Here is a 19,005-nt window from a genome sequence, read left to right as displayed (position 1 = left end):
TCTCGGCTTAAGGAAATTGACGTCAAGAAACTTCAACCTTTTGAAGGGAGAAGAGTAAGAGTAAATTTCTACACCCCGATCCAGCTTCCTCTCGGTTTTCCGCCCCCTCCGCAGCATCTGCTGAAGCTCATTCACCAACGTTTAGTGAGGTTTGTTAATGAATATGGAAGCGGGGAAAAGGTTGGAGATTTTACGTGTGAGGGGAAAGTGAAGCCAGTGATGCAACGTTACCATCGCCTAGTTGGCGTTTCTCAAAGAACTGGAAAGAGAGAATTTTGGCATTGCTGGACGGGAATAGCTGATTACGAGTTCGATAAGCTGGACGAGACAGGGAGATGGCTGCTTGGAGTTGGAAAGGTTTTGGGAGCTGGAGCCAAATCCTCCTTCGGTATGGGCTTTTTGAATTTTGAACCGATTGACTTTTCTCTCTGAATTTAAATATAGTTCTCAAGCAAAAAATTGATGCTCAGAGAATGTGTCAATTAGAAGATTTAATTGCTTCATTCGAAAAGGTTGAAGAAAGCAATGCTTTGCTTTTCACAGTCGTGTTTATCCAGCGGCAAGCTTCAAAAAAGTTATAGAAGTAATGAACTTCCTGCATAACAGCAAAGGAGAAAGAGACGATGCACGAGAAATGCTCAGCTTCGCTAAATTTTGTGAGCATTGCTTGAAAAAAAGTTATGATTGTCAAATCTCTGACCGAGTAATGAATTTCATTCATCGATTCTTGGCGCAACAAGCAAATAGTTCAGCGGTTCGCCGTAAACGTCAGCGGATTCCAAAATGAGCGGTTGAGGAGTGGTAAAGTAAAACGCAGTTATCAAGCCATCCATGAAGCCGGCCTTCCGAAGATGTAGGAGAGTGTCAACCAGCATGTCCACATCGAAAGTGTATCCATGCTTCATTCTCAGTAGAATAGCCAGCTCCGTCGCTTTTTTCAATAACTCTTCTCGGTTTCCTTTGCCGTGGGAGTTGATCAGCTCAAAGCATCCGAGACCGGAGCTTCGCGGGTCACGCTTTAGTCTATTTGTGAGCCCGACGGTGTGCGACGAATTCATAGGAATATCTGGTTCAACAAAATCCTCAAACTTCGGCAGACGTTCCTCTTGCATGCTTTCTACCGGCTTTGGTTTTGGACAAGGAGGTTTATAAAAGAAAACACCAGTACTTCTCTTTCCTCGCCACCGGATCACATTTTTTGGTTTATTCCTTCAAGTCTACAGATATCCCGTGTTTCCTTCCCAAACGAGGTATGTGTTGTCTGTAAGAGTTAAATGGACCTTTGTGTGATATGTTTGTCCAGTCTTGGGATGTTGACCGCTAGGTAGTGTCCATTTTGCCATGTCTTCTCTGAGTACAATTTTGCAGTTTTCAGGATTTTTTGGAGGAGTATACTCCGCCTCGATTACATTGTCTTGAAATCCGATCCCATTTCCATAGTCAATCCCGATGGAGCAGACACGTACTCCTCTTCCGCCGCTCGTGATCTCAACGACGACCTCAAAATCATATGGAGAAATGTCGCTGAAGTAAACTCTATTAATGGAGAAATACTCTGGAGGGAGTTCGCATGAAGGTGGCGCTTCTCCTCCACCCTCCTCTTTCTTTTCCTTTTTGGAGAGAAAAACAAAAGCCACAACAGCGATTAAAGCTATCACCACAAAAGCGAGCGCTATTCTTCTTTTTTATCTTTCATCAGTCATTCTTTAGCAAAAGTTTTAAAAACCTTTTCGTCATTTTGGAAATTTTTTCTTCATAAAACGTAATGATAAAGTTTTTAAATCCTATGGCATAAAAATGTTGAAAATCAACCGTGAGGTGTTAACAAAATGTCAAAAAATAACGAAATAAACAGACATCTCGAAATAGTGGCAAGGAAGGCTCCAGAAAAGGAGCTAGAAAAGCTTACGGCCATACGATCCCCTCAAGTCTATGAGTTCATCGCCATGGCGATTGAGCTCTGCGAACCAGACAGAATTTTCGTCTGCAACGACTCACCAGACGACCTCGCGTACATCAAACATATGGCGATAGCGAGTGGAGAGGAATGTGCTGCTCTTAGCATTCCCGGGCACACATTTCACTTTGACGGTTATTTTGATCAGGGCCGTGACAGGCAGGCTACAAAATTCCTGGTGCCGAAGGGTGATTATCTAAGTCCGAGACTTAACCAAATCGACAGGGACGAAGGATTGTCAGAAATCTTCGGACTCTTGAAAGGCTCGATGAAAGGAAAAACGATGATTGTCCGTTTCTTGACGCTCGGTCCGAAGAACTCCCCCTTCACTATTCCGTGCATGGAATGTACAGACTCTTGGTACGTTGCTCATTCTGTTAGCCTTCTCTATCGCTCCGGATATGACGTTTTCTGCGCTCTGGACGAAAACGCAGAAGTTTTCAAGACCCTTCACTCTTCCGGCAGGTTGGACGAAAGGATGACCAGCATAGATCACGAAAAGAAAAGAATTTACATCGATTACGTGACGAACACGGTCTACAGTGTAAACACTCAGTATGCCGGAAACTCTGTAGGTTTCAAGAAACTCGCTCTTAGGCTTGCGATTCGCAAAGCCCACAGGGAAGGCTGGCTTGCCGAGCACTTCATGATCATGGGAGTTCGCGGTCCAAACGGGAGAAAGACCTATTTCGCTGGAGCATTCCCAAGCGCATGTGGAAAAACATCAACAGCCATGCTTCCGGGAGAAACGATTCTTGCGGATGACATCGCTTACGTAAAGAACATTGACGGAGTTTGTCGTGCTGTGAATGTCGAAGCAGGAATTTTCGGAATTCTCCAAGGAGTCAGTCCGGAAAGCGATCCTCTGATATATCAAGTTCTCACGAGTCCAGGAGAAATAATCTTCTCAAATGTTTTGATAAAAGACGCTAGACCGTGGTGGCTTGAAATGGGATGTGAGCTCCCAAAACGCGGTATAAACTTCTCAGGTGAGTGGTGGGAGGGAAAAGTAGGGCCAGATGGGAAACCGATTCCGCCGGCCCACCCGAACGCACGCTATACTGTCAACCTCAGAGCTCTGCCGAACTGCGATCCAGAGCTTGACAATCCGAATGGCGTAGAAATTGGCGGAATAATGTTTGGTGGACGCGACTACAGAGCTTTCGTTCCGGTCCAGCAGGGTTTCAGCTGGGAGCATGGCATAGTCGTCTACGGCGCAGGGCTCGAAACGGAAACGACATTCGCGATAATCGAGGAGCCCAAGTTTGAGATAAACGTTATGAGCATCCAAGATTTCCTTTCAATTCCGCTCGGCCAGTACATAAGGAACTATCTAGAATTCGGAAGGAAGCTAAAGAAAGTTCCTCTGGTTTTTGGAGTTAACTATTTCCTCCGCGATCTGAAGACTGGCGAATATTTGAACGAGAGACTGGACAAGCACGTCTGGGTGAAATGGATGGAGCTCCGGGTTCATGACGAAGTAGGAGCACTTGTAGCTCCTACTGGACTCATCCCGAGGTATGAAGACCTGGTCGAACTCTTCCGTAAAGTCCGGAAAAAAGAATATTCTCGTGAGGAATACATCAAGCAGTTTTCAATTCGTGTGAAAGAAAATCTGAAGAAAACAGAGAGAGTCGAGAAATTCTGGAAGAATGAACCAGAAGCCCCGGCCGAGATATTTGTGATTCTTGAGGAGCAGAAAAAGAGATTGCTCGAGCTCATGAAAGAATTTGGAGACCCTGTTTCTCCAGAAAATCTACCCGAAGAGTAAGAGATCAACAAAATTCTCCCGTGTTTGGAGGTATTTATTTCAGGAAAAGTAGGAAAACAGTGATGAGTCAGCTTAAAGAAACTTTTAAGGCGTTCATATTTTTTGGGCTTTTACTTTCGATGTTATCTATCTTTCTCCTCCCCACCTCCACCGGACAAAGGGAAAAAATTTTCATACACCTTAAATCTGGCTCTTTTGACCCACTCCATGATGCTCACACACTTCAAATGTGGAGCGAAACGAATCTCCTTCTGGTGCAGATGAAAGGACCGATTATGCCAGATTGGAAAAAGGAGCTACAAGAAATCGGAAGGTGCGAAATCCTGTGGTATATCCCAGACTACACTTTTCTTATTAAAACGAAGGATTTCTCAACCTTAGAAAAAATCAGAAATCTTTCATACGTTCAATGGGCCGGTCCGTATCTGCCGCAATACAAAATTCACCCAGATCTTCTACAGAAATGGGGTGATGTGTCCGTCAGAGTCGTTATGATCGAAAATTCTTTGATAGGTAGAGTCAATAAGTCTGATCTATTAGCCTTGGCCTCGCTCGATGAGGTTCTTTGGATAGAGCCGTACACCCAACCAAAGATTTTCAACGAAAACGCTCGATGGGTGGTCCAGTCCGGAATCTATCATTTCGCGCCGGTTCACGAGAACGGGCTTCATGGAGAGAATCAGCTGATTACGATCGCCGACACCGGTATTCGCATCACCCACGAGATGTTTGTGGACAGCGAGAACGTAGGAATAAACCACCGTAAAATACGAGCGTACTACGTACCCGAGGGCGCTGGAGGAGCCTTGGGTGACGAGAGCGGTCATGGGACACATGTCGCGGGGACAGTTGCCGGTGATGCAGGTACTTTGTTCGCTTATGATGTTGCCAAACACGATGGGCACGCTTTCGTCGCAAGAATAGTAATGCAAGATATCGACAGCGATTCAGATCCCTACATTTACCCACCAGATGATTTTTTCAAAATGTTTGAACCGGCTTACGACGTTGGCTCCCTAATTCACACAAATAGCTGGGGAGGCGGTAGCGGCTACACTTCGGAAAGTCAGCGAATCGACAATTTTCTTTGGCTTCACAAAGATTTCACAATTCTTTATGGAATGGGAAATTCAGGCCCATCATCTGGGACTCTGAGCGCTCAAGCAGAAGCAAAGAATGTGATTGCCGTAGGCGCCACGAAAAATGGTGTATCCTCCAACGACATTTGGTATTACAGCAGTCGTGGACCCACCCAGGACAATAGAATAAGACCGACCGTTGTCGCACCCGGTCAGTTTATATGGTCTGCGAATTTTGAGGGAGATAACTTGTACATCCAGAAAAGTGGAACGAGCATGTCCACGCCCGCCGTAGCCGGCTCAGTTGCCTTGATTAGACAATACTACGAGGAAGGGTGGTATCCCAGCGGAAAAAGAAACCCCGCGGACGCATTCGAGCCCTCCTCCGCCCTCGTAAAGGCCACACTCATCGCCGGAGCCGTTGAGATAAATGGACAGTATGCATACTACAACGGTTACTTCTACCCGAATTGGGATCAGGGATGGGGAAGGGTAAACTTGAACAATTCTCTTTACTTTGAGGGCGACAACAAACGTATGTGGGTCGTTGATAACAGACTGGGAATTTCCACAGGAGAAACAGCAACATATTTTGTCAACATAATCGACAACACACAACCGTTGAAGTTTGTGCTATGCTGGACCGATTACCCTGGGAGTCCAAGTGCCTCGATTCAACTCGTGAACGATCTTGATCTGAAGGTCACGGATCCAAATGGAAACGTCTACCTCGGCAATGTTTTTGCAGGATACAATCCAGGATTTTCGGTTGCAGGTGGTTCAGCCGACAGGCGAAACACAGAGGAAGCCGTGATCCTGACTCCAGAAAACAACAGATTTCCAACCGGGATTTACAAGATTGAGGTGATAGGCTACAACGTTCCGATGGGCGAACCGGAAACCGATGCTCAGCCATTTGCTCTTGTTGTTGTCGGCGGGATTTCGCCCGAACAACCAGTCATTGCTCCCACCTTCACATGGACACAGACGACCTGGGATGGTGGTATCAAAGAGCTAGAAGTAGGAAGATTCACTCGTTCTTATGCTTGGTTTTATTCAGCCGAAAACATCATCTGGGAGAATTCCGGAAAGATAACTCTTTCACCGGGAAGCGTCTCGGGCTGGATTGAATCTAACATATTCGATAGCCACAGAACAGCTGACTGGAAGAATGTCAGATTGATTGCTAACAAACCCCCCGGATCGGAAATCGTGATAAAATTGCGTACAGGGATGGACAACAACCCGTACGATGGTGGCTGGACGGACTGGATTGTCCATCAAAATGGAATGGAGAACGAAAACCTTCCTTCAGGGCGTTATCTTCAATACCGGCTGGAGCTTTTTGGTAGCGCTCCAGAGATCCGCGAGATTTCTGTGACGTACATCCCAACTCTCCTTGCACCCACATTTCTCTATCCTTCGCTTGGCGAAAACATTGGAGAAAATGAATTCGTTATCAGCTGGACTGAAGTATGGAGTTCTTCGCCTCCAGTTTTATACAGGCTTTGGATTGATAACGACCCAGATTTTTCATCAGTTGACGTGGATTCAGGATGGATAGAAAACACAACTTGGGCGCTGACGTCACCGCTTCCCGATGGTATATGGTATGCCCGCATTCAAGCGAGAGATAACGCCAGATTTCTGAGCGAGAATTCAGAAATATGGTTCAGAGTGGACACAGTAAACCCTCCACCACCAGTTCTCCTCAATCCGCTTGAGGGTGAGAACACGAATAATGTCACACCAATTTTCAGCTGGCAGAGTGTTGTAGAAAACTCCCTTCCGGTTTTGTATCTCGTTTCCATAAGCGATAATTACGAATTTCCGTATGAAAACATCAGCTCCGGATGGATATCCAACAATCAGTGGACGTCCCCCAGTCTGGGCGATGGTGTTTGGTACTGGAGGGTAAAAGCCCGAGACAACGCTGGAAATGAGGGAGATTGGTCAGAAATTCGGAGCTTCAGAGTGGACACAGTCCCTCCAAATGCTCCAAATCTCATTTCACCATTGGATAATGAAGTGGTGAGTACTAGTGCACCAATTTTGGTTTGGCAGGGAGTACAAGAAAATTCTCTTCCAGTGATGTATTTAGTTGCCGTCAGCGATGACCCTCTCTTTCAGCATGAGAATAGGAGTTCTGGATGGATACTTTCGACCAGCTGGGTTTTAACACCGCCGCTACCAAACGGCAGGTATTACTGGAAAGTCAAGGCACGAGACAACGCGGGAAACGAGGGAGTCTGGTCAGGGCAGAGAAGTTTTACAATTGATACTACTCCTCCTTCCTCACCTTCTCTGCTTTTGCCGTTCAATAATTCCAGCACAAGATCATCTACGGTTACTTTCTCTTGGTCAGAGGTTTTGGATGACTCTCCGCCAATAAGCTATATGATTTCGATAAGCAAAAATCCGAATTTTTCACCAGAGGTTTGGAATTCCGGATGGATATCTGCTACAAGCTGGTCTGCCACCCTTTCTGACGGCACATGGTTCTGGCGTGTTAAGGCAAAAGATTTCGCTGGAAACGAAAGCTTTTGGTCACAGATCTTCGTCCTGAACGTAGACACGACACCACCACCGGTACCTTCTCCGATTTTTCCTCCCCAGAATTATATCATATCTTCGAGCTCTCCAGTTTTCGAATGGGCAGGCGTTAGCGATTTCTCTCCACCAGTTTCGTATCTACTTCAAATTTCAGATGTAGACACTTTCGCGCATGAAAATCGCACCTCCGGCTGGATACAACAGACAAGTTGGCAAGTTTCTCCACCACTTTCCGATGGTGTCTGGTTCTGGCGCGTGAAGGCGAAAGACGGATTAGGAAACGAAAGCGGTTGGTCTCCAACGATGAGGATAATAGTAGATACCATTCCTCCCGAAAAGCCGACAATTTTCAGTTCAACTCATGCGGAAGGGGTTCCTTCATCAAACAGAAATGTGTTGTTCCACTGGTCGACTGTTGGCGGTCCAAGTTCTGTTGTGTATTTCTATCGTTTGGATAATTACGATAATGAGTGGAAACAGACGACCGAGACGAATGTTTCATATCAAGGCTTGCCAGACGGAGTTTTCACTTTCCTCCTTAAGGCTAAGGATGCCGGAGGAGAAAGTGAGACAGGAAAATATTCGATAATCGTGGATACCGTACCTCCGGATATCGAAATCTTCGGACTCGAAAACGAAAATAGACTTAAATCATCTTCAAGAATTTTCACGCTAAAGGGAAGGGTGGAACCTGGTTCTACAATCGAAATAGACAATCTCCGGGTATTGGCAGATGAAAATGGTATATTCAACGTGGACCTTCAGCTCTCAGAAGGCCTTAACCTATTTCTTCTCAAAATTGTTGACAGAGCGGGAAATGTTACGGAGAGACAGCTGGTTGTAGAATGGCCTGGACCCAGCTGGGTTCAAAAATATAAAATAGTGATTTTTATCGGCTGTGTATCGATTGCTGCGCTAGCAGTTTTTTGGAAAATCTATCGCCTCCCGAGGATGAAGCGTAGAAAACGAAAACGTCGTTCTAGCCGATGACATCGGAAAAGTAAAACTGTCAAACTGGGCAGAATTCAAGATTTGGCGCCCTGGCCGGGATTTGAACCCGGGGCGCAGGCTCGACAGGCCTGCATGTTAGTCCCGGCTACACCACCAGGGCCCAACTAATCTTTTTTATTTCCAAACCTTTAAATTTCTCTGGCCAAAGAAGGGAAGGACGAATATGTGGAAATGTCAGAACTGTGGAAAAACATACGAGAAGCTTCCGGAAGGATTGAGCTGTACCCACTGCAAGAAGAAAATCTTCATCAAGCTCAGACCAAAAATAGTGAAAAAAGTCAAAGCAATTTGAAATGGTTTGCGAAGACGTTTGCTAATGTTCTATCGACGATTTTAAGAGGCTGGCAGCGTTCCGGACTTCCCGTGGGCTCGCGCACCACAGTACCGTCCAGAACGCAGGCGGGCTTAACTTCCGGGATCGGACGGGACCGGGTGTTTCCCCGCCGCTTTGGCCGCCAGCCAATTTACTACTACTGAAAACATGCTTTTTTACTTTATGGTTACGAATCCGCTGAAAACAGTTCCAACTCCATCGATCCATATTTTTACAAAAATATCCTCACGGAGATTCTCCGAAATATCTGCCTTGGCCCAAGCAAGATCGCCCTCACAGAAGCGATCTGGCCGCTCAAAAGTCCAATTCACAATTTTCATTTTACTTCCGTCAGAAAACAAGACTTCTCCTTCCATAAGTTTGTCCGGGTTTTTTGCGAGATCAAAATATAAACAACCTCCTCCAGTGTGCCGCACGATGAAGATAACAGCATTCTCAACCCTCTTGGCTTCAACGCTTACCGAGAGCGTTATTCTGCCAGTTATCGGAAAAAGAGCGGACAGCAGACATGAAACGGGAAACGCAATCAACAACGCAAAAAGCAAAGTGAAAGTTATACTCCACGCATGTTTTCTCTCCATCCGAATCCACCAAAACTGGGTTCCAGCTACTTTAATACTTCTCATATTAGCGTGAAAAGCCAAAGAACCTGCAAATAGACCGGGAGCAACAGTCTTTTTAATAAACAGACACGAAATAGCGGAAGGTATAGGGCTATGATAAGAGATGTTGTGAAAATCCCAGAGGGCATCCAGGTCAAAATTGAGGGAAACACAGTCGAGGTCAGCGGGAAGAAGGGTTCCATAAAGAAGACTTTCGGTTTTCCCGAGGTCGTCATCAAACAGGGAAATGGAACTGTTGTGATAGAGGCGCCATCTCCGAAAAGAAAACTGAAGGCGGCCGTAGGAACGATAAAGGCTCATTTGAGAAACATGATTAAGGGTGTCACGGATGGGTATACGTATAAGTTGAGGATAGTTTATTCTCACTTCCCGATAAAAGTGGAGGTGAAGGGAAACAAAGTTTTGATTCATAACTTCTTGGGAGAGAAATACCCAAGGGTGGCGGAGATATTGGAAGGCGTTACCGTGCGCGTAGAAGGTGATGAAATAATAGTTAGCGGAATAGATAAGGAGGCCGTGGGGCAGACAGCCGCAAACATAGAGCAAGCCACAGTCGTGAGATATAGAGATCGGAGAATTTTCCAAGATGGTTGTTACATAACCGAAAAGGGGTGAAAGCGTGAGCAAAAAATTCAAGAGACAAAGTTGGTGGAGATTCAAACGGCTTGATGAATCTTGGAGGCGACCGAGAGGAAAAGACAGCAAGATGAGGCTACAGATAAAAGGGAAACCTCCTCTGGTTTCGATAGGATATCGTTCGCCTAAATCGGAAAGGGACCTTCATCCATGCGGTCTAAAGGAGGTGCTCGTCCACAACCTGAAGGAGCTGGAGAAGGTTGATCCCTCGACGCAAGCGATCAGAATATCCTCAACTGTTGGAAAACGTCTGAAGACCCAGATTTTGAAGGTGGCCCAGGAGAGGAAAATAAAGGTCTTGAACCCAGGAGGATGATTGAATGAAGCTGGATAAGAAGAGGAGGACGGCTGCCAGAATTCTCGGTGTTGGCGTCAACAGGGTTTGGATAGATCCGGAACATATCGCCGAGGTAGATGCCGCCCTGACAGCTGATGATATTCGCAATCTTATAAAGAGGGGTTACATCAGAGCTAGACCAGAGAAGGGCGTCAGCAGAGGCAGAGTCCGGGAGCGGGGAAAGAAAAAGCAGGGGCCCGGAAGTAGAAAAGGGGCCAGGGGAGCTAGAGACCCACGCAAGCGTAGATGGATAAGAACAGTTAGACCTCTTAGAGCCAAGCTCCGTGAGCTCAAAAAGCAAGGAGTTTTAACTCCGAGCCTTTACCGTAGGTTATACAGAATGGCTTCTAGGGGTGCATTCAAAAGCAAGGCTCATTTGGACCGTTATTTGCGGGAAAAAGGAATAATCAAGGGGTGACTACGAGATGGCAAAAGGTCCGAGATATAGAGTTCCATTCCGCAGACGTAGGGAAGGCAAAACGGATTATCGGAAACGACTGAAACTCTTGAAATCCGGAAAACCTAGATTCGTCGTTAGATGGTCTCTGAACAATGTTCAGGCGCAGGTGATCGGAGTGGGTTCTGTGGGCGATTTTGTCATTGCGCAGGCTCACTCGAAGCAGCTCCAGAAGTTTGGTTGGAAGGGAGGAACCTCAAATGTTCCAGCAGCCTATTTGGTGGGACTGCTATGCGCAAAGAGAGCACTTGACAACGGAGTTTCCGAGTGTGTTCTGGATATTGACAGATACACACCAACAAAAGGGGCAAGAGTCTTTGCTGCTCTCAAAGGTGCATTAGATGCGGGTCTTTCAATTCCTCATGATCCAGAACTTTTTCCTGACGACAAGAGAATAGCAGGTGAGCACATAGCCGAGTATGCCAGAAAGCTAAAGGAGGAGAATCCCCAACTTTATGCTAGAGTGTTCTCTCAATATCTCGCAAGAAGTCTTCCGCCCGAAGCTCTACCAAATCACTTTAACGAGATTAAAGAGAAGATTCTAGGAGGCGTGCTGAAATGAGACCTGGCGAAGCATTCGACATAAACCTTTGGGAACCAAAAACGGAGCTCGGCAGACTTGTTAAAGAGGGGAAAATAAAAGACATCTCTGAGATTCTCCGCTCTGGGAAGAAAATTATGGAACCGGAGATAGTAGATGCCCTTGTTCCAGATCTTAAAGAGGAAGTTCTCTCCATTAATCTAACACAACGTATGCACAAGTCAGGGAGAAGGACTAGATATCAGGTCGTCGCAGTTGTGGGAAATGGAGACGGATTGATCGGTGTGGGTAAAAGCAGAGCCAGAGAGATCAGCCAAGCCATAAGGAAGGCCACCGCAGCCGCCAAACTCAACATAACGGAGATCGCGCGCGGTTGTGGAAGCTGGGAGTGCAGGTGCGGCAGACCACATTCTGTACCTTGGGAAGTAGAAGGAAAAAATGGTAGCACAATAATCAGAATAAAACCCGGTCCGAGAGGACTGGGTTTGGTCGCGGCAGAGATTCCAAAGATAATCCTGAGACTTAGTGGGATAAAGGATGCTTGGACCCATACGGAAGGGGAGACTCGTACGACCATTAACTTTGCTTTCGCAACTTTCAGCGCTCTAAAAAACACTACGAGGGTAGCATCCCTAGATCAGCTTAGGAACGTTGTCATTGGTAGGGCGGGTGTTTCCGGTGAAACTGGCAGTAGTTAGAGTGCGAGGAGGAATACGGGCGAGGGGAGATGTGATAGATACTCTCAGAATGTTAGGGCTAACAAGAGTAAATCACTGCGTGATCGTTGATGATACGCCGTCTCTAATGGGCATGTTGCAAAAGGCAAAAGATTACATAACTTGGGGGGAGATAAATCCGGAAACGCTAGAAATCTTGATAGCAAAAAGAGGACGACTGATCGGGAACAGAAAAATCGATGAGGAAACCCTCAAATCTTGGGGTTTCAGTTCATTTCGAGAGATAGCTGAGGCAATTTGCTCGGACAAAATCTCCATCCGACAGCTTCCGGGCCTTAAAAGAGTTTTCCGTCTTCATCCTCCGCGAAAGGGGTACAAGTCCACGAAAAAATCTGTGAGCGAAGGTGGAAGCTTAGGTTACTGTGGAGATAAAATAAACGATCTGATCAAACGGATGGTATGAGGTGAAAAGATGGTTGTAAGAAGAAGGAAGAAAGTGAAGAAAAAGAGGGGCAGCAGGACACACGGGAGAGGATGTGCGAAGCGGGGAAGAGGTAGCGGCGAGAGGGGCGGTAAAGGAATGGCGGGTGGTCACAAACATAAGTGGTCATACATAATCCACTACGCGCCGGATTATTTCGGAAAGCACGGGTTCTTTCCGCCTACCAGAAGGGAGCAGGAAGCGGTGAATGTGGGAGAGCTCGATGAGAGAATAGAGGAGCTTGTCGAAAAGGGGCTCGCGACCAAGGAGGGAGATATCTATAAAATAGATGTTAGGAAGCTTGGGTTTTCGAAGGTTTTGGGTGGAGGTGAAGTCAAACACCCGATGGAGATAATAGCCGATAAAATCTCTAGCGAGGCCAGAAGAAAAATAGAGGAGGCTGGTGGACGGGTTTCAACCGGTGACTAATGATGGCGGAGGAAACCGAAAAGCCACGCTCGAAGCTTTACGCTTTTGAACCCATTTTAAGAAAACTTCCGGAGATTTCGGTTCCAAAGCGTCACGTTTCGTTTAAAGAGAAGTTCTTTTGGACGATTCTTGCTCTTGTTCTTTTTTTCGTCATGGCACAGATTCCGCTTTACGGGATACCTAAGGGTTTCGGAGTTAGCGAACTGCTCGGCCAGCTCAGGTTTGTGTTCGCTAGTCAGACTGGAACCTTGATGGAGTTAGGTATAGGCCCGATAGTCACTGCCGGCATTATAATGCAGTTGCTCGTAGGGAGTAAGATAATCAACCTGGATCTATCCGATTCACAAGATAGGGCAGTGTTTACGAGTTCTCAGAAGCTTCTGGCGATTCTGATGGCAATATTTGAGGGAACCATGCTTGTTCTAGCTGGGAGATATGGCGTAAAGCTTACGAGTTTAGCCGGAATTGCCATAGTCGCCCAACTAACGCTAGGTGGAATAATTGTCATATATCTCGATGAAATTGTCTCGAAATATGGATTTGGCAGTGGGGTCAGTCTTTTCATAGCCGGAGGAGTTGCGATGACAGTATTCTGGCAGACTTTCAATTTGAGGACCGGAGCGATACCAGTTTTTATAAGGGACGTGATGGCAGGAGAGAATCCACTCAGCGCATTCTTTGCGCCAGGCCCAGTCAATATGATGGGCGTTGTTGGAGTTATCCTAATCTTTCTGGTCGTGGTATATCTCGAAAGTGTTAGGGTGGAGGTGCCCGTGACGCTGGCAAAATACGGAGGAATGAGAGGAAGATATCCGATAAAGTTCCTCTACACCTCGAATATTCCAGTTATCCTTGCCATGACGATTTTCGCAAACATAAGGCTATTCTCATCTCTGGTCGGAGCGCAGTGGTTAAGCAATTTTGTACATCCACCAAACGGCGTGTGGGACGTCCTGGCTAATCCACTCAGGATTTTAATTTATGGAATTCTTTTGATTTCCCTATCCGTAGCTTTTGGTTTGATGTGGATATATATGACCGGAATGTCGCCGAAGGACATCGCACAGCAACTCGATGAATCCGGCATGACGATTCCAGGGTACAGAAAGGACCCAAAAGTCCTTGAGGCAGTCATCGGAAAATACCTAATACCTGCGACCATACTCGGTTCGCTAGCAGTTGCATTGATTTCGCTGGGTGCAGACATGCTGGGAACACCCGGCAGCGGAACAGGCATTCTTCTGACTGTCGGAATAATATACTCTCTCTACGAACAAATGGCGAGAGAACAGTTGGCGGAAATGTTCCCCGCTGTCAGGAGGTTATTCGGTGAATAGAGTTGTGGTAATAACAGGAGTGCCGGGAAGTGGGAAGACAACGGTGATGAGAGAAGCTCTCAGAAGGCTTGAAACAATGGGTGTAAAGTATAAGGTGGTCAATTACGGAGATGTTATGTTCGAGATAATGTCGGAAAAACTTGGCGTTAAACACAGAGATGAAATGAGAAAAATAGGGACCTTGGTTTATCGGAAGATTCAGAGGGAAGCTGGGAAAAAAATCGCGAAGATGGCAGAGGAATCAAATGTGATCGTGGACACGCATTGCTTGATAAAAAAGCCCGAGGGATATTATCCAGGTCTTCCTGTTTGGGTGCTAGAAGAATTGAGGCCAGATGTTTTGATACTCGTTGAAGCAGAACCGGCCGAGATATTTGGTAGAAGACAGAAAGATATGGACAGAATGCGAGACCAGGACAGACTCGAGGAAATAGACGAGCATCAGCAGATGAACAGAGCCATAGCAATGGCATATGCCGCTTTCACCGGAGCCGCGATAAAGATCGTTCAGAACCGTGAGGGGAGGTTAAATGAGGCTGTAGAGAATATAGTGGAGGTGCTAAAATGAAAAAGTTGATAACCGCGATCGTGTTGATAGCGGCCGTAATTGCGCTGACGGCGATAGGTGTTTCGGCTAAAAGTGACGATAGGATTGCAGAGATCATGAGAGGAATAGATTCGACAATCGTTAGCCTTCGGAAGGGTGAGGAGTTGGGAGCTCGTCTCTCACAAATTGAGCAGCTCTATCGCCAAGACATAGCACCACAATTGGAAAACGTAGATAACGAGCTTAACCAGCAGATTTTGTCCAGATTTTCTGAACTCAGTTTATCATCAAGACCAGTGGAGGAAAATATCCGCTCTCTCAGGGAAGAAATAGTCAAAGCTGGAGAAAAGCTGGGCATGTCGATTTCGCCGATTCACAAGTTTTCTTCAGTATTCATTTTGTTTTTGACATTTCTGCTTTCGCTCCTAGTCACGCTTGCAAACAAATGGGTTGTCAACTGGGAGCTGGTTTCCAACTATCAAGCACAAGTGACAGAATTCTGGAACGAATATAGAGATGCTCTCCGTAAACAAGACAGAAAAAGATTGCTCAAGCTAGACCAGAGAAAGCCCGAGATTTCTAGGATGCAGACGATTATAATGTCCGAGACGATGAAACCATCGATTTACTATCTTGTACCTCTTCTAATCTTGTGGGTTGTGCTGGCAAAAGCTTTTAGCGGGTGGGTAGTGACTTGGCTTCCTTTTAGCCTCAGTCTGCCAATCTATGGAAAATGGGTTGCGTGTGGTTTTGGCTGGTGGTATTTTCTGACTTTTATGGCATTTTCCGTTCTTCTCAGACCCATCCTAGTGCCAAGCATCCAGAAACCGAGTAAACCACAGCAAACCGAGGTGAAAACATGAAAAAAAGCGAGAGAAGAGCACCTAAGCGGTTTGTGAAAACTCCTGGGGGCAAATCGAAGGTTCACATAGGCAAAGTGGCCGCAAAACCTGCCAGATGTGGCATGTGTGGAGCCATTCTTGCCGGGGTTCCTCGGGTTAGACCATCAGAACTTTCAAAAATTCCCAGAAGTTCTAGGAGACCAAACAGGCCTTACGGAGGAAATCTCTGTCCGTCATGTTCTAGAAGGATAATCAAGGAGCTGGCAAGGGTCTGATTTTGATGGTGGTTGTAGCCGTAAGTGGACCCCACGGTGCAGGCAAGACCACAGTGGCTAAATTTCTCGCGAAAAAGCTGGGTCTGCGATATATATCAGCCGGCGAGATATTCAGAAAAATGGCTGCAGAGAAGGGCATGTCACTTGAAGATTTTTCTAAGTATGCGGAAAGAAACAAGAAGATCGATGAGGAAATAGACAGGAGGACGATCGAGGAGGCTAAGAAAGGCAACGTGTTGGTGGACGCAAGGCTTGCTGGATGGCTCGTGGAAAACGCAGATTTAAAGATACTTCTGACGGCTCCGCTTGAGACGAGGGTAAAGAGAATCGCCGAGAGAGAAGGAAGACTTTATAAGGACGTGCTGAGGGAGACAGTGAAGCGCGAAAAGAGCGAGGAAAAAAGATTCAAAAAATTCTATGGAATTGATCTGTCGGACTACTCCCCTTACGATATCGTATTAAACACCGAGAAAATATCTATCGAGAAGATGAAGGAGATAATATGGACAGTTACGCGCGCAATACTCTTTGGGAGGAAGGTAAATGATGGAAATCGGAAGGGTTTGCGTGAAAATCGCGGGTAGGGAGGCCGGCGAAAAATGCGTGATAGTGGACGTGCTTGATAGGAACTTCGTTGTGGTCATCGGTCCAAGAGTCAGAAAGAGACGTTGTAACATTGCACATCTGGAACCAACGGATAAAAAAATAGACATAAATAAGAATACACCCGACGAGGAAATTTTGAAAAAACTCAATGATCTCGGCATAAGGTGAAATTTTTTGGGTGTCTTGCCTTCAGAGGTAAAGAGACAAACTTTCTTCAAGTTTCAGGACGTGTCTGATCCGAAATATGGTTGTAGGCCAGACAGAAGACCTATTTCAGAGCTTATCAGACTAGGTATTATAAACCTAGACAAGCCACGCGGACCAACTTCTCACGAAGTCTCAGCTTGGGTCAAAGAAATTCTGAATGTCAAGAAGACGGGCCACGGTGGTACACTTGATCCGGGAGTCAGCGGAGTTCTTCCGATCGCGATCGAAGATGCAACGAAAGTAATTATGGCATTACAACCAGCGGGTAAAGAGTATGTTTGTTTGATGGTTCTTCACAAAGATGTTCCAGAGGACAGACTTCTGGAAGTTCTCAAAGAGTTCACCGGAGAAATCTTTCAGAGGCCTCCCGTAAGAGCAGCCGTGAAAAGAAGAATTAGAAAAAGGCAGATCTACTACATCGAACCGATAGAAATTGAGGGCAAAAATGTTCTGATGAAGGTTGGTTGCGAAGCCGGAACATACATGAGGAAACTCTGCCATGATATCGGAGAAGCCCTTGGATGTGGTGCACATATGCAGGAGCTGAGGAGAACAAAAACTGGACCTTTTAAGGAAGAAAATTCTGTGAAGCTGCAGGACCTTGCTGATGCTTATGCATTTTGGAAAGAAAATGGAGACGAAGAGGAGCTGAGAAAAGTAATACTGCCAGTTGAAACTGCTGTCGAACATCTTCCAAAAATAGTGGTAAGAGATGGTGCTGTCGATGCTTTGTGTCATGGTGCAAGCTTAGCGGCTCCTGGCGTAGTTGCTGTTGATTCAGATATAGCTATCGGCTCTCTTGTAGCCATAATGACGTTAAAAGGAGAATTAGTTGAACTTGCGAGGGCGGTCATGAATACTGAGCAGATCCTTGAAGCGGAATATGGAATAGTAGCTAAGCCGGAAAGGGTGGTAATGCAACCAGGAACATATCCAAGGGAATGGAAAAAGTGAGACAACGGTGTTTGTTGGCTTAATATATGAAAAAACAGTAAAGTAGTGGATGATGAGATGAAGGTCGAATGGTATCTAGAGTTTGTTGATAAGAAATATAAACCCAAATCAAGCGACGTAGTGGCGCTTTTCTATTATGAACCGGCAAATGGGATATCGGCAGAGGAGGCTATCGGAAGAATCGCCTCAGAGAGCTCCTGCGGAACTTGGACAACGTTAACAGTCCTTCCAAAAAGTCTACCCAAAGCCGTTGCCTTCTGGTATAGGGAGAACCTTGTCAAAATCGCTTATCCAATGGACAGCTTTGAGCACGGATCAATCGCAGGGCTGATGAGTGCAGTTGGTGGCAACATCTATGGTATGAAGGCTCTCAAAAATCTAAGATTGATCGACATACAATTTCCAAGCGAATATCTGAAAGATTTCAGCGGTCCACTTTATGGCATTGATGCTATAAAAAAGATATTCAGGCGAGAGTCTGGTCCGATAACCGCCGTGGTTCCGAAACCAAAGGTTGGCTTCAGCGCGTCGGAACACGCCAAAATGGCTTATGAACTTTGGGTTGGCGGGATCGACTGTGTGAAGGACGACGAAAATTTGACAAGTCAAAGATTCAACAGATTCGAGAAACGCGTGACTCTTCTAGCGAAGCAGAGAGATAGAGCGGAAAGAGAAACGGGTGAGGTGAAGGACGCATTCATTAATGTGACGGCTCCAGACCTTTGGGAACTAGAAAGAAGGATAAAACTTGTTCACGACAATGGTTTCCGATATTTTATGATCGATGTTGTTGTGAGTGGATTCACGGCGGTGCAGACAGCCACCGAACTCGCGCGTGATTATCGCATGGCAATTCACGGACATAGGGCGATGCATGCAATGTTTACGCGCAATCCCAAGCACGGGATGTCGATGCTGGTTCTGGCGAAACTCATGCGTTTAGCAGGCGTGGATCAGCTCCACATCGGCACGGTTATCGGAAAACTCGCTGGAGAGAGGGAAGAAGTCTTAGCCATCAGGGACGCAATCGTAAAGCGTGAGGTGAATGAGATACCAGGCTTCCGACTTTCGCAGTCATGGGGGAAGATAAAGCCAATGCTTCCAGTGGCGTCCGGCGGGCTTCATCCTGGAATCTTGCCGGAGATTTTCAATCTCTATGGAACCACGGATATCGTCGTTCAGGTTGGAGGAGGAACATTTGGACATCCGATGGGAGTTCGCGCAGGGGCAATGGCGGTGATACAGGCCATAGAAGCATACAAACAGAACATTCCGCTAGAAGAGCAGGCAGAAAAACACATCGAATTGAAAAAAGCTCTCGAAAAGTGGGGCAAAATGAAACCAGTTTGAC

The 19,005-nt window shown here is 46.2% G+C and carries 22 protein-coding genes, 1 tRNA gene and 1 rRNA gene; 19 read left to right on the top strand and 5 right to left on the bottom strand.

The window, feature by feature from the left end; genetic code table 11:
* On the top strand, window positions 1-432 hold a 432-nt coding region (gene cas6 / locus QXF64_02475), incomplete at its 5' end, for a CRISPR system precrRNA processing endoribonuclease RAMP protein Cas6 (GenBank protein MEM1689358.1).
* 281 nt (window positions 433-713) lie between these two features.
* Here the strand turns inward: cas6 and QXF64_02470 are convergent.
* Window positions 714-1,112 (bottom strand): hypothetical protein, encoded by a 399-nt coding sequence (locus tag QXF64_02470; protein ID MEM1689357.1) that lies wholly within the window; start codon window positions 1,110-1,112, stop codon window positions 714-716.
* A 105-nt stretch (window positions 1,113-1,217) separates the two neighbouring features.
* Window positions 1,218-1,658: a hypothetical protein gene (locus tag QXF64_02465; protein ID MEM1689356.1), complete on the bottom strand. Its 441-nt coding sequence runs from the start codon at window positions 1,656-1,658 to the stop codon at window positions 1,218-1,220.
* Window positions 1,659-1,829: 171 nt separating this feature from the next.
* Between QXF64_02465 and QXF64_02460 the strand changes: the two genes are divergently transcribed.
* Both QXF64_02460 and QXF64_02455 read left to right on the top strand, forming a co-directional pair.
* Entirely contained in the window at window positions 1,830-3,728 is a 1,899-nt protein-coding gene (locus QXF64_02460; protein MEM1689355.1) for a phosphoenolpyruvate carboxykinase (GTP), read from the top strand.
* Window positions 3,729-3,955: 227 nt separating this feature from the next.
* Window positions 3,956-8,350 carry a S8 family serine peptidase gene (locus QXF64_02455; GenBank protein MEM1689354.1) on the top strand — a complete coding sequence of 1,465 codons (4,395 nt, stop codon included), beginning with the start codon at window positions 3,956-3,958 and terminating at the stop codon, window positions 8,348-8,350.
* A gap of 43 nt (window positions 8,351-8,393) precedes the next feature.
* Here the strand turns inward: QXF64_02455 and QXF64_02450 are convergent.
* A tRNA-Asp gene (locus tag QXF64_02450) sits at window positions 8,394-8,471 on the bottom strand.
* A gap of 63 nt (window positions 8,472-8,534) precedes the next feature.
* On the opposite strand from QXF64_02450, the gene QXF64_02445 reads away from it, so the two are divergent.
* Complete coding sequence (locus tag QXF64_02445) at window positions 8,535-8,663, top strand: hypothetical protein (protein MEM1689353.1); 129 nt, start codon at window positions 8,535-8,537, stop codon at window positions 8,661-8,663.
* A gap of 47 nt (window positions 8,664-8,710) precedes the next feature.
* Here QXF64_02445 and rrf read toward each other — a convergent pair.
* A 5S ribosomal RNA gene (gene rrf, locus QXF64_02440) occupies window positions 8,711-8,831 on the bottom strand.
* A gap of 29 nt (window positions 8,832-8,860) precedes the next feature.
* Window positions 8,861-9,286, bottom strand: a complete 426-nt coding sequence (locus tag QXF64_02435) for a hypothetical protein (protein MEM1689352.1) — start codon at window positions 9,284-9,286, stop codon at window positions 8,861-8,863.
* Window positions 9,287-9,421: 135 nt separating this feature from the next.
* On the opposite strand from QXF64_02435, the gene QXF64_02430 reads away from it, so the two are divergent.
* Genes QXF64_02430 through rbcL form a run of 15 tightly spaced genes read left to right on the top strand, consistent with a single transcriptional unit; the run spans window position 9,422 to window position 19,004 of the window.
* The gene (locus QXF64_02430) at window positions 9,422-9,943 is read left to right on the top strand and encodes a 50S ribosomal protein L6 (protein ID MEM1689351.1); all 522 of its coding nucleotides are present in this window, start codon (window positions 9,422-9,424) and stop codon (window positions 9,941-9,943) included.
* A 4-nt stretch (window positions 9,944-9,947) separates the two neighbouring features.
* On the top strand, window positions 9,948-10,280 hold the full coding sequence (locus tag QXF64_02425; GenBank protein ID MEM1689350.1) for a 50S ribosomal protein L32e: 333 nt from the start codon (window positions 9,948-9,950) through the stop codon (window positions 10,278-10,280).
* A gap of 4 nt (window positions 10,281-10,284) precedes the next feature.
* Window positions 10,285-10,719, top strand: a complete 435-nt coding sequence (locus QXF64_02420) for a 50S ribosomal protein L19e (protein MEM1689349.1) — start codon at window positions 10,285-10,287, stop codon at window positions 10,717-10,719.
* A gap of 7 nt (window positions 10,720-10,726) precedes the next feature.
* Window positions 10,727-11,320: a 50S ribosomal protein L18 gene (locus tag QXF64_02415; GenBank protein ID MEM1689348.1), complete on the top strand. Its 594-nt coding sequence runs from the start codon at window positions 10,727-10,729 to the stop codon at window positions 11,318-11,320.
* Window positions 11,317-11,997 carry a 30S ribosomal protein S5 gene (locus QXF64_02410; protein ID MEM1689347.1) on the top strand — a complete coding sequence of 227 codons (681 nt, stop codon included), beginning with the start codon at window positions 11,317-11,319 and terminating at the stop codon, window positions 11,995-11,997. Before QXF64_02415 ends, QXF64_02410 begins: the two co-directional genes overlap by 4 nt.
* Entirely contained in the window at window positions 11,978-12,439 is a 462-nt protein-coding gene (locus QXF64_02405) for a 50S ribosomal protein L30 (protein ID MEM1689346.1), read from the top strand. The genes QXF64_02410 and QXF64_02405 overlap by 20 nt, the downstream gene beginning before the upstream one ends.
* A 9-nt stretch (window positions 12,440-12,448) precedes the next feature.
* Window positions 12,449-12,886 carry an uL15m family ribosomal protein gene (locus tag QXF64_02400; GenBank protein MEM1689345.1) on the top strand — a complete coding sequence of 146 codons (438 nt, stop codon included), beginning with the start codon at window positions 12,449-12,451 and terminating at the stop codon, window positions 12,884-12,886.
* A gap of 2 nt (window positions 12,887-12,888) precedes the next feature.
* Entirely contained in the window at window positions 12,889-14,223 is a 1,335-nt protein-coding gene (gene secY, locus QXF64_02395; GenBank protein ID MEM1689344.1) for a preprotein translocase subunit SecY, read from the top strand.
* Window positions 14,216-14,791 carry an adenylate kinase gene (locus tag QXF64_02390; protein MEM1689343.1) on the top strand — a complete coding sequence of 192 codons (576 nt, stop codon included), beginning with the start codon at window positions 14,216-14,218 and terminating at the stop codon, window positions 14,789-14,791. Before secY ends, QXF64_02390 begins: the two co-directional genes overlap by 8 nt.
* A complete protein-coding gene (locus tag QXF64_02385) occupies window positions 14,788-15,633 on the top strand; it encodes an EMC3/TMCO1 family protein (GenBank protein ID MEM1689342.1) in 846 nt (281 codons plus the stop codon). Before QXF64_02390 ends, QXF64_02385 begins: the two co-directional genes overlap by 4 nt.
* Window positions 15,630-15,887 (top strand): hypothetical protein, encoded by a 258-nt coding sequence (locus QXF64_02380; protein ID MEM1689341.1) that lies wholly within the window; start codon window positions 15,630-15,632, stop codon window positions 15,885-15,887. Before QXF64_02385 ends, QXF64_02380 begins: the two co-directional genes overlap by 4 nt.
* Before the next feature lie 5 nt (window positions 15,888-15,892).
* A complete protein-coding gene (locus QXF64_02375; protein ID MEM1689340.1) occupies window positions 15,893-16,471 on the top strand; it encodes an AAA family ATPase in 579 nt (192 codons plus the stop codon).
* Window positions 16,431-16,661, top strand: coding sequence for a 50S ribosomal protein L14e (locus QXF64_02370; protein ID MEM1689339.1), 231 nt, complete (start codon window positions 16,431-16,433; stop codon window positions 16,659-16,661). The genes QXF64_02375 and QXF64_02370 overlap by 41 nt, the downstream gene beginning before the upstream one ends.
* Before the next feature lie 6 nt (window positions 16,662-16,667).
* Window positions 16,668-17,654, top strand: coding sequence for an RNA-guided pseudouridylation complex pseudouridine synthase subunit Cbf5 (locus tag QXF64_02365; GenBank protein MEM1689338.1), 987 nt, complete (start codon window positions 16,668-16,670; stop codon window positions 17,652-17,654).
* Window positions 17,655-17,711: 57 nt separating this feature from the next.
* Window positions 17,712-19,004 (top strand): type III ribulose-bisphosphate carboxylase, encoded by a 1,293-nt coding sequence (rbcL, locus tag QXF64_02360; GenBank protein ID MEM1689337.1) that lies wholly within the window; start codon window positions 17,712-17,714, stop codon window positions 19,002-19,004.
* Window position 19,005 lies beyond the last annotated feature (1 nt).

The organism is Candidatus Hadarchaeales archaeon (assembly GCA_038823825.1).
Lineage (GTDB): Archaea > Hadarchaeota > Hadarchaeia > Hadarchaeales > Hadarchaeaceae > JAVZGN01.
This window is presented reverse-complemented; position numbering and strand designations above follow the sequence as displayed.